Here is a 14,186-nt window from a genome sequence, read left to right on the forward strand (position 1 = left end):
GGCGGAAGGGAACGGAAAGTTGCTCCGCCGGTCACTTCTGTGACCGAACTCATCGGGCGGGGCGGCCGGGCCCCGCGGCCGGGCCGGGGCAGTCCCGCGGTCAGACCTCGATGGCCACCGGGCCGGACTCGACGCGCTCGGCGTTGCGTCGCGTCTTCGCCCAGCCGTTGCGGCCGCGCAGCATCCGGACGAACCCCCGAGCCGAGGCGGGGAACAGGTGGTACGCGTACAGCCACAGGGCCAGGCCCCACAGCAGGGCGGTCAGCATAGAACGGTCGGACGCCCGGTCCCGGCGGTAGACCGGCCCCCAGAGCACGAACGGCAGGACGGAGACGACGGCCAGCGCCAGCACCAGCGGCCACAGGGCCAGCATGCCGCCGAACGCCTCGTCCACGCCGTCCTGAGCGGCCGTCAGGCCGAGGAGGGCGAACATCACCGCGCACAGCGCGAGCGTGACCAGGTGGGCGACGGGCTGCAGGAAGGTGTAGAGCGTCTCCAGGACGCCCTTGCCGCCGTAGTGGCGGGAGGAGACGATGCGCGGCGCGTAGCGCACGCACTGCAGGTTGCCCTGGGCCCAGCGGGTGCGCTGGGTGAGGAAGCGGCGGCCGTGCGGCAGGCCCTCCTGGGAGACCCAGGTGTCGGCTATGTGGGCTATCCGGTCACCGCTGAGGATCATGTGCAGGCCCAGCTCGTAGTCCTCCAGCAGCGCCCCGCGCTGCCAGGGCCGGCGCTCGGCGGCGGCGATGCGGTCCAGGGAGGCGAGCCGGGTGAACTGGCCGTTGCCGCCCAGGCCGACGGAGCCGGTGCGGCCGCGCAGCAGCTGCATGCCGGCGTTGGAGACGGAGAACTCCATGTCCTGCATGCGTACGAGGAGGCGGGCGACGGCGTTGCGGACGCGGCCGCGGTCCTCGCCGAGCGGACGGGGGTCGTCGGTGTTGCGCATCCGGACGCTGACCTGGACGCCGCCGGTCCCGGGGTCGCCGAAGCCCTGCGGGCCGCTGACGCGGGCCAGGGCGTCCGGGGCGAGCTGGCCGTCGGCGTCGATGACGCACACCACGACGCGCTCGCGGTCGGTGTCCTTGGACAGGAACTGGTTCAGCTCGTCGTACGCGGCGTTGAGCGCGGCGCCCTTGCCCTGGCGGGCGTGGGGGCGCACACGGCTGACGAGGTGGACGCGCCGGTCCTCGTCGGCGAGGGCGGCGACGATGGCGCCGGTGCGGTCGTCGCTGTCGTCGTCGATGACCCATACGTGCGCGCCCGGGTGGTCGGCCCGCAGCCGCGTCACGGTCGTGCCGACGACGGCCTCCTCGTCACGGCACGGGACGAAGAAGTGCCAGTCGAAGGCGTCGGGGTTGCCGTTCTCGACGGCGGGGCGGCGGGTGTACGCGTGGCGGGCGCCGGCCCAGTAGAGGAGGAAGCACAGGAGGAGGAAGAAGGGGAAGGCGAGGAGGAAGGGGCTGGAGAACATGCGGGTGGGGGCTCCGGGGGTGCGTTTACGGGTGCGGTTCGTTGCGCGTGGCGGCGCGGAAGGGGGCCCCGGTCCCTCCCCCAGCTACCGCTGGGAGGTGCCCCCATTCACCGTTTCGTGTCCTCAATCGCCGGACGGGCTGGATTCGGCGCCGGACGGGCTGGAAGATCCAGCCCGTCCGGCGATTGAGGACCGGGGGCCCGGGGGCGGAGCCCCGCCACGCGGCGGAGCCGCATATCGGATGCAGCGGGAAGGGGCGGGGTGGGGGAAGGAACCGCCTACGCCGCGGTGGCCAGCTCCGCGGGGGCCGCGATCGCCGTCAGCAGCGCCACGATGCGGTCCGACGCCAGGCCGTCCCCGAAGGGACTCGGCAGGGCGGCCAGCCGCCGCAGACCGTCCGCGCCCTCCGTCAGGCGACGGGTGGCGGCCCGCCCGATCTCCGCCCCCGGCTCCACCAGGTCCGCGAAGTCCGCCATGGCCTCCGGCCGCTCCGTGGAGCGGCGTACGACCACCAGCGGGCGGCCGAGGACCGTGCACTCCTCCTGGATGCCGCCCGAGTCGGAGACCAGCAGGGCCGCGTGGCGGGCCAGGGCCAGGAACTCGGAGTAGCCGAGCGGGGCGGTCACCGTCAGCGGGGCGAGCAGGCCCGTGAGGCCCGCGGCCCCGATCCGTGCCCGCGTGCGCGGGTGGAGCGGCAGCACGACCGGGCGGTCGGCGGTGGCCAGGGCGGCCAGCTCGGTGAGGATCGCCCGCAGGGCGTCCGCCGAGTCGGTGTTCTCGGGCCGGTGCACGGTGGCCAGGACGTAGCCGTCGGTGGCCAGCCCGTGGCCGGCCAGCAGCGCCGCGCGGTCCCCGGCGGCGGGGAGCTGGTTGCGGACGGCCTCGACGACGGTGTTGCCGGTGACGACGATCCGGGAGTCCTCGACGCCCTCGGTGAGCAGGTTGGCGCGGTTGTCCTCGGTGGCGGCGCACAGCACGTCGGCGATGCGGTCGATGAGGACGCGGTTGTGCTCCTCGGGCATGTTGCGGTCGTGGCTGCGCAGGCCGGCCTCGACGTGGAGCAGGGGGATGCCCCGGGCGTTGGCGGCGAGCGCACCCGCGAGGGCGGCGTTGGTGTCGCCCTGGACGACGACCGCCAGCGGCGGCTCGGCGGTGAACAGCTCGTCGAGCTGGGCGAGCGCGGCGGAGATCTGCACGGCGCGCGGCTGCCCGCCCACGCCGGTCAGGAAGGTCGGCTCGGGCAGGCCCAGCTCGGCCAGGAAGCGGCCGGAGAGCTCCTCGTCGTAGTGCTGCCCGGTGTGCACCAGGTGGGCAGCGGGGCCCAGGAGACGCACGAGGTCCGTGAGCTTGACCAGCTCGGGGCGGGTACCGAGAACGATGGCGACGCTACGCGGGGGCAGGGAGAGCACGAGGGGACTCCTGAGGCTGGTGGCGGGGACAGCTCACGAGCCTGGGGTGCCTCGGTTGCGCGTCAGGAGGGCCTTCGGTTGCCGGACGGTTGCGAAGATGCGATCCGGGACCTTGGTCCCGGCGGGGTCAGGGACCTTCGCCCTCCCCGCCTCCGGGGCCACCGCCCCGGGGCCCGCCGCCTCCGGGGCCGTCGCCCTCCGGCCCGCCGCCGAAGACGCCGCCGCCCTCGAAGCCGTGGTGCGCGGCGGCGCCGTCGTCCGCGGCGGCGCCCTCGGCCCGGTAGCGGTAGCCCAGCCCCCGTACGGCCTCCAGGGGGTCGGCGGCCTCGTCCCCGGCGGCCTGGCGCAGCTTGCGCCGCAGCCGCAGCACCGCGAACTTCACCCGTTCGCGGCCGGTGCCCTCGGGGTCGTCCCAGACGCGGTCGAGCAGCTGGTCGGTGGTGATCACCCGGCCGCGGTTGCGGACCAGCACCTGCAGGAGCCGGTACTCGATGTCGCTGAGCCGCGCCTCGTGCCCCTGCCAGACGGCCGAGCGCCGCTCGGGCACCAGCCGCAGTCCGTCCCCGCCGTAGGAGTCGCCGGCCCAGCGGGTGGGCGCGCTGCGGCGCAGCAGTGCTTCGACACGGGCGAGCAGCTCGTCGTTGCCGAAGGGTTTGGGCAGGTAGTCGTCGGCGCCGGCGCGCAGGCCGCGCACCCGGTCGGTCTCGGCGCCGCGGGCGGTGAGCAGCAGCACGGGCAGGTCGCTCATGTCGCGGGTGCGTTCGAGGACCTCCCAGCCGTCGAGGCCGGGCAGGCCGATGTCGAGGAGCATCAGGCCGGGCCGTTCGGCGAACAGCAGTCGCAGGGCGTCGCGGCCGTTGTCGGCGTGCACGGCCTGGTAGCCGGCACGGGTGAGCAGGACGCGCAGGGCGAGGGCGAGGTCGGGGTCGTCCTCGACGAGGAGGATGCGCGTCACGGCGCCGCCCCCTCCCCGCCCGGCCCCGCCGCGGCTCCGGGCTCGTCGGCCACCCCGCCCCCACCCCCCACGACCAGCTGCCCACCCGACGGCGCCGGTGGCGGCCCCGCGAGCGGGAGGCGGATGCGGAAGACCGCGCCCTCGCCCTCCCGGCCGCCCACGGTGATCGTGCCGCCGTGCTGTTCGACGACGGTCCGGGCGATGGCCAGGCCCAGGCCCGTGCCGGGGTAGCCGCCGGTGCGGGCGTTGGGTGCGCGGACGAAGCCGGTGAAGATCTCGTGGCGGGAGTGCTCGGGGACGCCGATGCCGGTGTCGGCGACCTCGATGTCCCAGTGGACGCCCCTGGGCGCGGCCGTCACGGTGATCCGCCCGCCGGGCGGGGTGAACTTCGCGGCGTTCTCCAGCAGGTTGCCGAGGACGTGCTGGAGCCGGTGGCGGTCGCCGCGCAGGGCGGGTCCGGGCGCGCAGTCGAGGACGGTGAACAGCCCCGCCCGTCCGATGGCGTCGATCTGGTCCATGACGGCGGCCTCCAGCGTCCGCGGAACGTCCACGGGGGCGAACTCCAGCTCCGGGCCGGCGGCCCGCATCCGGGTGGTGAGCAGCAGGTCGGAGATCACCCGCTGCATCCGTTCGGCGTTGCGCCGGATGGCGTCGAGGAAGGACGCCTGCTCCGTGGTGAGGCTGCCGAAGGCCGGGTCGGCCAGGAGCTCGCCGAAGCTGCTGATCGAGGTGAGGGGGGTGCGCAGCTCGTGGGAGGCGGCGGCGGTGAAGGCGTTGCGCTGCCGGGCCAGCTCGGTGAGGGTGCGGTTGTCGCGCTCCAGGTCGCGCTCGCGCCGCTTGGCGTCGCTGATGTCGGCGAAGACCCACAGGGAGCCCAGGTAGGCGCCGCCGTCGCGGAGCGGCTCGACCTGGCGGCGGATCACGCGCCCATCGGTGAGCGGGATCTCGGCCACCCGGTGGACGTGGCGGCCGGAGAGGATCCCGCCGGGGGTGCCGGGGCCGAAGTGGCCGGGGGCGAAGAAGGCCCGTACGAGCGGGGCGACGGGCTCCATGGGGGCGCCGGGGGAGAGGTCGACCCGGCCCTCCAGGTCGAACATGCGGACGAACTTCCGGTTGACGGCCAGTACCTCGTCGGCCGGGCTCTGCAGGAGGGCGCCCGCGGGCAGCGCCTCCAGGACCGCCCGGAGCCGGTCCCGGTCCTCGGACCCCATGGCTCTCACCCGGCTCTCACCCGCCGAAACCTCGCGCAACGGACCTTCAATGGATCTTCCGGAAAAACCGTATGCCAAAGCGGCCGGGCCCGCTCTCCGTGTCGCCGGAGGTGCCCCGGCCCCGCCGGTGCCCCCGGTCCGTAGACTGGGCGGCGTGAGCGAGCGCCCCCTGAACGACGAGCACGGTGACAACGAATCCGGCGAACCCGGCGATAACGACCGGTTCGAGGAGATCGTCGAAGCCGAGACCGACCGCGACCCCGACCTGGCCGTGATCGAGGCCGGCAGCCGTACCCTGCGGGCCCAGGCCGGCCCCCCACAGGGCGACGGCGTGCCCGCCCGTCCGGAGGACCCCGAGGTGGACCGGGCGCTGCGCGAGGTGGAGACGGAGCTCGCGGGCCGCTGGGGCGAGACCAAGCTGGACCCGTCGCTGGTCCGCATGGAAGCCCTGATGGACATCCTGGGCCAGCCGCAGCGCGCCTACCCCGCCATCCACATCACCGGCACCAACGGCAAGACCAGCACCGCCCGCATGATCGAGGCCCTGCTGGCCGCCTTCGACCTGCGCACCGGCCGCTACACCAGCCCGCACGTGCAGTCCGTGACCGAGCGGATCAGCCTGGACGGCGCCCCGATCTCCGCCGAGCGCTTCATCGAGACGTACCGGGACATCAAGCCCTACGTCGAGATGGTCGACGAGCGCGAGGACCACCGGATGTCCTTCTTCGAGGTCCTCACCGGCATGGCCTTCGCCGCCTTCGCGGACGCCCCCGTGGACGTGGCCGTCGTCGAGGTCGGCATGGGCGGCACGTGGGACGCGACGAACGTCGTCGACGGCACGGTCGCCGTGGTCACCCCCATCGCGCTCGACCACACCGACCGGCTCGGCTCCACGCCCGGCGACATCGCCACCGAGAAGGCCGGGATCATCAAGTCCGACGCCACCGTCGTGCTGGCCCAGCAGCCGGTCGACGCGGCGCAGGTGCTGCTCAAGCACTCCGTCGGGGTGGACGCCACGGTCGCCCGCGAGGGCATGGAGTTCGGCGTCGTCTCCCGCGAGGTCGCCGTCGGCGGCCAGCTGCTGACGCTGCGCGGCCTGGGCGGCGAGTACGAGGAGGTCTTCCTCCCGCTGTACGGCGCCCACCAGGCGCACAACGCCGCCGTCGCCCTGGCCGCGGTCGAGGCGTTCTTCGGCATCGGCTCCCAGCACGCCCGCATCCTCGACCTCGACACCGTCCGCCGCGCCTTCGCCTCGGTCACCTCGCCGGGCCGCCTGGAGGTCGTGCGCCGCAGCCCCACCGTGGTGCTCGACGCCGCCCACAACCCGGCCGGCGCCCGCGTCACCGCCGACGGCATCACCGAGGCGTTCGGCTTCAGCCGCCTCATCGGTGTCGTGGGCACCAGCGCCGACAAGGACGTGCGCGGCCTGCTGGAGGCGTTCGAGCCGATCTTCGCCGAGATCGTCGTCACCCGGAACTCCACCCCGCGCGCCATGGACGTCGACGAGCTCGCCGCCCTGGCCGTCGAGGTCTTCGGCAGCGAGCGGGTGCAGGTCGAGCCGCGCCTGGACGACGCCATCGAGGCCGCGATCACGCTCGCGGAGGAGGAGAGCGAGTACGCCGGCGCGGGCGTCCTCGTGACCGGTTCGGTGATCACGGTCGGCGAGGCCCGGCTGCTGCTGGGGAGGGGCTGACATGCGGACGCTCTGTGCAAGCACCCTGATCGGTGAATTCTTCGTCATCGGCTTCGCGGGCCTGGTCGCCATGCAGACCTCCGACCTGTCCACGGGCACGGTCTGGGCCGTCAGCGGCAGCGCCATGGTGCTGAGCGTGCTGCTGTGCGGCATGCTCACCCGGCCCGGCGGCGTCCAGCTGGGCTGGCTGCTGCAGCTCGGCCTGATCGCCAGCGGCCTGGTCGTGCCGATGATGTTCATCCTGGGCGTGGTGTTCGCCGGCCTGTGGTGGGCCTCGGTCCACTTCGGCCGCAAGGTCGACGAGGCCAAGGCCCGCTTCGCCGCCGCGGCCGCCGCGGCGGAGGCCCCGTAGTCCCGTAGCCCCGTGGTCCGGTTGCCGGTGGGCGGGGGCGTCCCTGTACCCTTCGCCCCACCGCAATCGTTCGCCTGCCTGCAAGGAGCCGCAGTATGAGCCAGCGCACCCTCGTCCTTCTCAAGCCGGACGCGGTCCGCCGTCAGCTGACCGGCGAGATCATCGCCCGCATCGAGCGGAAGGCCGGCTGGACGATCAGCGCGCTGGAGCTGCGCACCCTGGACCGCGCCACGCTGGAGCAGCACTACGCCGAGCACGTCGGCCGCGACTTCTACGAGCCGCTCATGGGCTTCATGTCCTCGGGCCCGGTCGTCGCCATGGTCGTCGAGGGCGAGCGCGTCATCGAGGGCATCCGTGCGCTGGCCGGCCCGACCGACCCGATCGCGGCCGCTCCCGGCTCCATCCGCGGGGACTTCGGCACCATCACGCGCGAGAACCTCATCCACGCTTCGGACTCCCCGGAGTCCGCAGAGCGGGAAATCAAGATTTTCTTTCCCGGCCTCGCCTGATACCTCATCAGGCGAACGCCCATTCTGATCAAGGGCGACCGATTTCTTTTCGGTCGCCCTTGGCATATGCGTGCCGAACGAGGGAACCTCTCACTCCGACACGACGTCACCATTACTGGGGCCAGCTCGTGTTCCGCCGACAATGGCGGAGGAACCCTCGCGCCGCGTTCGAGTGGGCGAGACTACGATGAAGCCTCGGCGCCCCGCAGCGCACCACACCTGCCGACCTCAAGTAAGCGATCGCTCAACCTGGGAAGGCCAGACGTATCCTCATGGGGAACAACATGTCGTTCATCGGCCGTGACATGGCAGTCGACCTCGGGACCGCCAACACGCTGGTTTACGTCAGAGGCCGCGGGATCGTTCTCAACGAGCCGTCAGTCGTCGCGATCAATACCAACACCGGTGGGATCCTCGCGGTCGGTGCCGAGGCCAAGAAGATGATCGGCCGAACCCCGGGCAACATCGTTGCGGTCCGTCCGCTCAAGGACGGCGTGATCGCCGACTTCGAGATCACGGAGCGCATGCTCCGTTACTTCATCCTCAAAATCCACAAGCGCCGCTGGATGGCCCGCCCGCGCGTCGTGGTCTGCGTGCCCTCCGGCATCACCGGCGTCGAGCGCCGAGCCGTCATCGAGGCGTCCACCCAGGCCGGCGCCCGCCAGGTGCACATCATCGAGGAGCCCATGGCCGCCGCCATCGGCTCGGGCCTGCCCGTCCACGAGGCCACCGGCAACATGGTCGTCGACATCGGCGGCGGCACCACCGAGGTCGCCGTGATCTCCCTCGGCGGCATCGTCACCGCGCAGTCCATCCGGGTCGCCGGTGACGAGCTGGACAACGCGATCATCCAGCACATCAAGAAGGAGTACAGCCTCCTCCTCGGTGAGCGCACCGCCGAGCAGATCAAGATCACCATCGGTTCGGCGTACGACCTGGAACAGGACGAGCACACCGAGATCCGTGGCCGGGACCTCGTGAGCGGCCTGCCCAAGACCGTGGTCATCTCCGCCGCCGAGGTCCGCAAGGCCATCGAGGAGCCCGTCAACTCCATCGTCGACGCCGTCAAGACGACCCTGGACAAGTGCCCGCCCGAGCTGTCGGGTGACGTCATGGACCGCGGCATCGTTCTCACCGGAGGCGGCGCCCTGCTGCGCGGCCTCGACGAGCGGCTGCGCCGCGAGACGGGCATGCCCATCCACATCGCCGAGGACCCGCTGGACTCCGTCGCCCTCGGCTCCGGCAAGTGCGTCGAGGAGTTCGAGGCCCTCCAGCAGGTCCTCGACGCCCAGCCGCGCCGGTGACGGCACGGCGCCGCGCACCCCGTGGCGCCCCGGCCCCCCGGCGGGCCGAAGCCGCCGAAACAACCTGATATACAGGCAGAACGCTCCCGATGACCGTCCGGACCCGCAGCCCGGCGGTCCGACGAGAAGGGCACGCCGCCGCACGTGAGGGACACACGAGAGAGCCGGCTGCTGCTGGTGCTGTTGATCGCGATCGCGTTCGCGTTGATCACGGTCGACATCCGCGGCGGTGAGCAGTCCCCGCTCGACGGCGTGCGGCACGCCGCCGCCTCGGCCTTCGGACCGGTGGAGGAGGGGGTGGCCGCGGCCGTCGACCCCGTCGGCGACGCCATCGCCGCCGTCCGCGACTCCGGCGACCGCAGCGACCGCATCAGCAAGCTGGAGCGCGAGAACACCGCCCTCAAGCAGAAGCTCGGCAGCGACGTCCGCAACCGCGGCCGGCTCCGCGAGCTCGACGCGATGCTCAAGACCGCCGGCCGCGGCCAGTACGGCATCAAGGGCGCCCAGGTCATCGCCATAGGAGCCGCGCAGGGCTTCTCCTGGACCGTCACCCTCGACATCGGCAGCAACGACGGCATCAAGCGCGACATGACCGTGCTCAACGGCGACGGCCTCGTCGGCCGCGTCACCACCGTCGGCCCCACGACCGCCACCGTCCTGCTCGCCAGCGACCCCAAGTTCACCGTGGGCACCCGGATGGAGAAGACCGGCGAGATCGGCTTCGCCGGCGGCCAGGGCGACCGCTCGCTGCGCGTGGAGCTGCTCAACGGCAAGGCCGTCGTCCACGAGGGCGACCGCCTCGTCACCTTCGGCTCCAGCAAGGACAAGCCCTTCGTCCCCGGCGTCCCCGTCGGCGAGGTCTCCCGCGTCGAGCCCGCCGGTGGCGGCCTGACCCGCACCCTGCAGGTCCGCCCCTTCGTCGGCTTCAGCAAGCTCGACCTCGTCGGCGTCGTCGTCGAAGCGCCCCGCGAGGACCCCCGCGACAGCGTCCTGCCGCCCAAGCCCGAGGCCCCCAAGCCCGCCCCCACCGTGACCGTGACCGTCACCCCCTCCCCGAGCGCCAAGCCCCAGGACTGACCGATGCGCCTCAACCGGATCCTGCTCTCGACCGCGTTCGTGGTGGTGGCCCTCGTCGTACAGGTGAGCGTCTTCGCCCGGCTCCACCTCCCCGGCGCCGTCCCCGACCTCCTCCTGCTCGTCGTCGTCGGCCTCGCCCTCGTCCACGGGCACACCGCCGGCGCCCTCATCGGCTTCGGCGCCGGCCTGCTCGCCGACATCGCGCCCCCCGCCGACCACGCCACCGGCCGCTACGCCCTCGTCCTGTGCGTGATCGGCTATCTCGTCGGCCTCGCCCGGCCCGACAAGGGCCAACTCCGCTCGGCCACCGTGCCCATGGTCGCCGTCGTCGGCGCGGCCATCGCCTCCACCCTGCTCTACGCGGGCGTCGGCGCCCTCGTCGGCGACACCGCCGCCCGGCACGTCGGCCTCAGCGGCCTGGTCTTCACCGCCGCCCTCTACGACCTGCTGCTCGCCCCCTTCACCGTGCCGCTGATCATGGCCGCGGCCCGGCGCACCACGGGCGACCCGCTCACCGGGGACGGCACCGCCACCGCCGGCGGCGAGGGCGCCTACCGGCGGACGACCGCCGGCAGCTTCCGGACCGGCCGGATGAACCGCAAGGGCCGGCTCGGCGGACGCAAGAGCCGCATCGGCGTCCAGAGCACCAGCCTGCTCGCCAGGCCCGGGAGGAAGCAGCGGCTCAAGGGGGTCAAGCGGCTTTGAGGACTGCACTCTTCCGAGGGGCGGCCACCGCCCCCGCACCCGGACGCGCAGGGAGCACCGCGTGAGCAACCTCCCCGAGACCGGACGCACCTCGCGCATCACGATCCGGCTGGTCGTCATCCAGATCCTGGTCTTCTCGCTGCTGCTCACCCTGGGCGGCCGCCTGTGGTACCTGCAGATCCGCAACGGCGACCAGTACACCGCCGAGGCCGCCGACAACCACATCCAGCAGGTCGTCGCCCCCGCCACCCGCGGCTCGATCCTCGACGCCCGCGGCGTGCCGCTCGCGGACAACGAGACCCGGCTCGTCGTCTCCGCCAGCCGCACGGACCTGATGAAGATAAAGGACAGGGGCAAGACCGTCCTGGCCCGTCTCGCCGGTGTCCTGGGCCTCAAGCCGGAGGACGTCGCCGCCAAGGTCCGGCTGTGCGACGCCAAGACTCCCAAGCCCTGCTGGGCCGGTTCGCCCTATCAGCCCATCCCCATCACCGACGAGGCCACCACCCAGCAGGCCCTGCAGATCCGCGAGCGGCAGGAGGACTTCCCCGGCATCACCGCCGAGCCCACCGCCGTACGCCGCTACGCCGGGCCCGGCGGCTCGAACACCGCCCAGGTCCTCGGCTACCTCTCGCCCGTCAGCGACGAGGAGATCGCCAAGGCCAAGAACGGCCGCTCCCCCCTGCTGCGCTCCGACCAGGTCGGCCGCTCCGGCATAGAGCGGCAGTACGACACCGAGCTGCGCGGCAAGGCCGGCGTGACCCGCTACGAGGTCGACAACCTCGGCCGCGTCATCGGCAAGGCCAAGAGCGACAAGGCCGTGCCCGGCGCGGCCGTCGTCACCAGCATCGACGCCCGCGTGCAGGCCATAGCGGAACGGGAACTGGACCAGGCGATGAAGGACGCCCGCAAGGAGATCGACCGCAACACCGGCGTCCCCTACAAGGCCGACGCCGGCGCCGTCGTGGTGATGGAGTCCAAGACCGGCCGGGTGGTCGCCATGGCCTCCAACCCCACCTACGACCCCAACGCCTGGGTCGGCGGCATCTCCGGCAAGGACTACAAGGAACTCACGGGCAAGGACTCCAACTACCCGCTGCTCAACCGCGCCATCCAGGGGCAGGCCGCCCCCGGCTCCATCTTCAAGGTCATCACCACCACGGCCGCCGTCAACGCCGGGTACGCCTTCGACGACGGCTACAACTGTTCGAGCTCGTACAACATCGGCGGCCAGGTCTTCAAGAACTTCGAGTCCCAGAGCCACGGCTCCATCAACCTCGGCCGGGCGCTGGAGGTCTCCTGCGACACCGTTTTCTACGACCTGGCCTACCGGCAGTGGCAGAAGGACGGCGGCAACAAGCCCAAGAACCCCGCCGACTGGTTCTACAAGACCGCCCACCAGTTCGGCCTCGCCAAGGAGACCGGCATCGACCTCCCCAACGAGGTCCGCGGCCGCGTCCCCGACCGCGAGTGGAAGAAGAAGTACTGGGAGGCCAACAAGGACACCTGGTGCAAGCAGGGGGACAAGGACGACAGCTACGCCGGGAAGATCGCCAAGGAGAACTGCGAGTCCGGCATGCGCATGCGCGCCGGTGACTCCGTCAACTACTCCATCGGCCAGGGCGACACCCTCGTGACCCCCATCCAGATGGCCACCATCTACGCCGCCATCAGCAACGGCGGCACCCTCTACAACCCCACCGTCGGTAAGGCCGTCATCAGCAGCGACGGCAAGGAGATCCGCGAGATCAAGCCGACCTCCCACGGCAGGCTGCCCTTCAAGGGCAGGACCCGCGACCAGATCGACGCGGCCCTCGCCGGCGTCGCCACCCGCGGCACCGCCGCCTGGCGGTTCCAGGGGTGGCCGCAGAACGAGATCCCCATGCACGCCAAGACCGGCACCGCCGAGGTCTACGGCAAGCAGACCACGTCCTGGTTCGCCACCTACACCGCCGACTACACGATCGTCATGACGATCTCCCAGGGCGGCACCGGCTCCGGCGCCTCCGGCCCCGCCGTGCGCAAGATCTACAACGGCCTCTACGGCGTCGACGACAAGGGCAAGATCGACGAGAAGAAGGCCCTCCTGCCGCACCCCCAGACCGGGCTGCCGAAGATCGAGAAGGACGGCACCATCGAGGCCCAGCCCATCGCCTCGCCCCCGCCCAGCCCCTCCGGCTCCGCGTCCGACAGCCCCTCGGCGTCCGCCTCGGACGGCTCCTCGGCCCCGCCCTCGGACGGACCGCCCTCGCCGGAGCAGTCCCCGTCCCGGAAGGAGGACGAGGACCGGTGAGTACCGCCGGCGGCTACCGCGTCCGCCGATTCACCCCCGAGCGCGGCACCTGGTCCCGGCTCACCGCCCGCGACTCCGTGCTGCGCCGCCTCGACTGGGTCATGCTGCTCGCGGCCCTGGCCCTGTCCGCCATCGGCACCCTGCTCGTCTACTCCGCCACCCGCAACCGCACCGAGCTCAACCAGGGCGATCCCTACTACTTCCTGCTCCGCAACATCCTCAACACCGGCATCGGCCTCGCCCTCGCGCTCGGCGCGGTCTGGGTCGGCCACCGGGCGCTGCGCGGCGCCGTGCCGATCCTCTACGGCATCTCCGTGCTCTTCGTCCTGGCCGTGCTCACCCCGCTCGGCGCCACCATCAACGGCGCCCGCTCCTGGATCCAGCTCGGCGGCGGCTTCTCCATCCAGCCGTCCGAGTTCACGAAGATCACCATCATCCTGGGCATGGCCATGCTGCTGGCCGGCAAGGTCGACGCCGGAGACCGGCGCCAGCCCGACCACCGCACCGTCATGGAGGCCCTCGGCCTCGCCGCCCTGCCCATCGTGATCATCCTGCTGATGCCCGACCTCGGCTCGGTCATGGTCCTGGTGATCATCGTGCTCGCCGCGCTGCTGGCCTCCGGCGCCTCCAACCGCTGGATCGTCGGCCTCGTCGGAACGGGCGTCATCGGCTGCGTCCTCGTCTGGCAGCTCGGCGTCCTCGACGAGTACCAGATCAACCGCTTCGCCGCGTTCGCCAACCCCGCCCTCGATCCCGCCGGCGTCGGCTACAACACCAACCAGGCCCGCATCGCCATCGGCTCGGGCGGCCTCACGGGCTCCGGCCTCTTCCACGGCTCCCAGACCACCGGCCAGTTCGTCCCCGAACAGCAGACCGACTTCATCTTCACCGTGGCCGGCGAGGAACTCGGCTTCGTCGGCGCCGGCGCCATCATCTTCCTGCTCGGCGTCGTCCTCTGGCGCGCCTGCCGCATCGCCCGCGAGACCACCGAGCTCTACGGAACGATCGTGGCGGCCGGCATCATCTCCTGGTTCGCGTTCCAGAGCTTCGAGAACATCGGCATGACGCTCGGCATCATGCCCGTCACCGGGCTCCCGCTGCCGTTCGTCTCCTACGGAGGCTCGTCGATGTTCGCGGCGTGGATAGCGGTCGGACTCCTCCAGTCGATCAAGGCACAGCGCCCGATGTCCGCCTAGGACGCGAAATCGCCCTG

General features: G+C 72.1%; 12 protein-coding genes. 8 read left to right on the plus strand and 4 right to left on the minus strand.

Annotated features, from left to right (window positions below; genetic code table 11):
• Nucleotides 1-100: 100 nt before the first annotated feature.
• The 4 genes from IE182_RS14055 to IE182_RS14070 all read right to left on the minus strand — a co-directional run bounded on the left by IE182_RS14055 (nt 101) and on the right by IE182_RS14070 (nt 5,043).
• Complete coding sequence (locus IE182_RS14055; protein WP_190110126.1) at nt 101-1,468, minus strand: XrtP-associated glycosyltransferase; 1,368 nt, start codon at nt 1,466-1,468, stop codon at nt 101-103.
• Nucleotides 1,469-1,746: 278 nt separating this feature from the next.
• Nucleotides 1,747-2,877: a non-hydrolyzing UDP-N-acetylglucosamine 2-epimerase gene (wecB, locus tag IE182_RS14060; RefSeq protein WP_190110127.1), complete on the minus strand. Its 1,131-nt coding sequence runs from the start codon at nt 2,875-2,877 to the stop codon at nt 1,747-1,749.
• 127 nt (nt 2,878-3,004) lie between these two features.
• Complete coding sequence (locus IE182_RS14065; protein WP_190110128.1) at nt 3,005-3,832, minus strand: response regulator transcription factor; 828 nt, start codon at nt 3,830-3,832, stop codon at nt 3,005-3,007.
• Complete coding sequence (locus tag IE182_RS14070) at nt 3,829-5,043, minus strand: sensor histidine kinase (RefSeq protein ID WP_190110129.1); 1,215 nt, start codon at nt 5,041-5,043, stop codon at nt 3,829-3,831. Before IE182_RS14070 ends, IE182_RS14065 begins: the two co-directional genes overlap by 4 nt.
• 154 nt (nt 5,044-5,197) lie before the next feature.
• Between IE182_RS14070 and folC the strand changes: the two genes are divergently transcribed.
• The 8 genes from folC (at nt 5,198) to rodA (ending at nt 14,169) form a co-directional block, all read left to right on the plus strand.
• Nucleotides 5,198-6,736 carry a bifunctional tetrahydrofolate synthase/dihydrofolate synthase gene (gene folC, locus IE182_RS14075; protein ID WP_373303555.1) on the plus strand — a complete coding sequence of 513 codons (1,539 nt, stop codon included), beginning with the start codon at nt 5,198-5,200 and terminating at the stop codon, nt 6,734-6,736.
• 1 nt (nt 6,737) lies between these two features.
• Nucleotides 6,738-7,088, plus strand: coding sequence for a DUF4233 domain-containing protein (locus tag IE182_RS14080; RefSeq protein WP_190110131.1), 351 nt, complete (start codon nt 6,738-6,740; stop codon nt 7,086-7,088).
• Between the two features lie 95 nt (nt 7,089-7,183).
• Nucleotides 7,184-7,597: a nucleoside-diphosphate kinase gene (ndk, locus tag IE182_RS14085; protein ID WP_190110132.1), complete on the plus strand. Its 414-nt coding sequence runs from the start codon at nt 7,184-7,186 to the stop codon at nt 7,595-7,597.
• A gap of 284 nt (nt 7,598-7,881) precedes the next feature.
• Nucleotides 7,882-8,901, plus strand: coding sequence for a rod shape-determining protein (locus tag IE182_RS14090; RefSeq protein ID WP_004950903.1), 1,020 nt, complete (start codon nt 7,882-7,884; stop codon nt 8,899-8,901).
• Between the two features lie 144 nt (nt 8,902-9,045).
• Nucleotides 9,046-9,978, plus strand: a complete 933-nt coding sequence (gene mreC / locus IE182_RS14095; RefSeq protein ID WP_190110133.1) for a rod shape-determining protein MreC — start codon at nt 9,046-9,048, stop codon at nt 9,976-9,978.
• 3 nt (nt 9,979-9,981) lie between these two features.
• Nucleotides 9,982-10,683, plus strand: coding sequence for a rod shape-determining protein MreD (gene mreD, locus IE182_RS14100; RefSeq protein ID WP_190110134.1), 702 nt, complete (start codon nt 9,982-9,984; stop codon nt 10,681-10,683).
• A 61-nt stretch (nt 10,684-10,744) separates the two neighbouring features.
• Nucleotides 10,745-12,973, plus strand: a complete 2,229-nt coding sequence (gene mrdA, locus IE182_RS14105) for a penicillin-binding protein 2 (protein ID WP_190110135.1) — start codon at nt 10,745-10,747, stop codon at nt 12,971-12,973.
• Nucleotides 12,970-14,169 carry a rod shape-determining protein RodA gene (rodA, locus tag IE182_RS14110; RefSeq protein ID WP_190110136.1) on the plus strand — a complete coding sequence of 400 codons (1,200 nt, stop codon included), beginning with the start codon at nt 12,970-12,972 and terminating at the stop codon, nt 14,167-14,169. Before mrdA ends, rodA begins: the two co-directional genes overlap by 4 nt.
• The last annotated feature ends 17 nt before the right edge of the window (nt 14,170-14,186 follow it).

The organism is Streptomyces cinnamoneus (assembly GCF_014650495.1).
In the GTDB taxonomy this organism is placed as follows: domain Bacteria; phylum Actinomycetota; class Actinomycetes; order Streptomycetales; family Streptomycetaceae; genus Streptomyces; species Streptomyces cinnamoneus.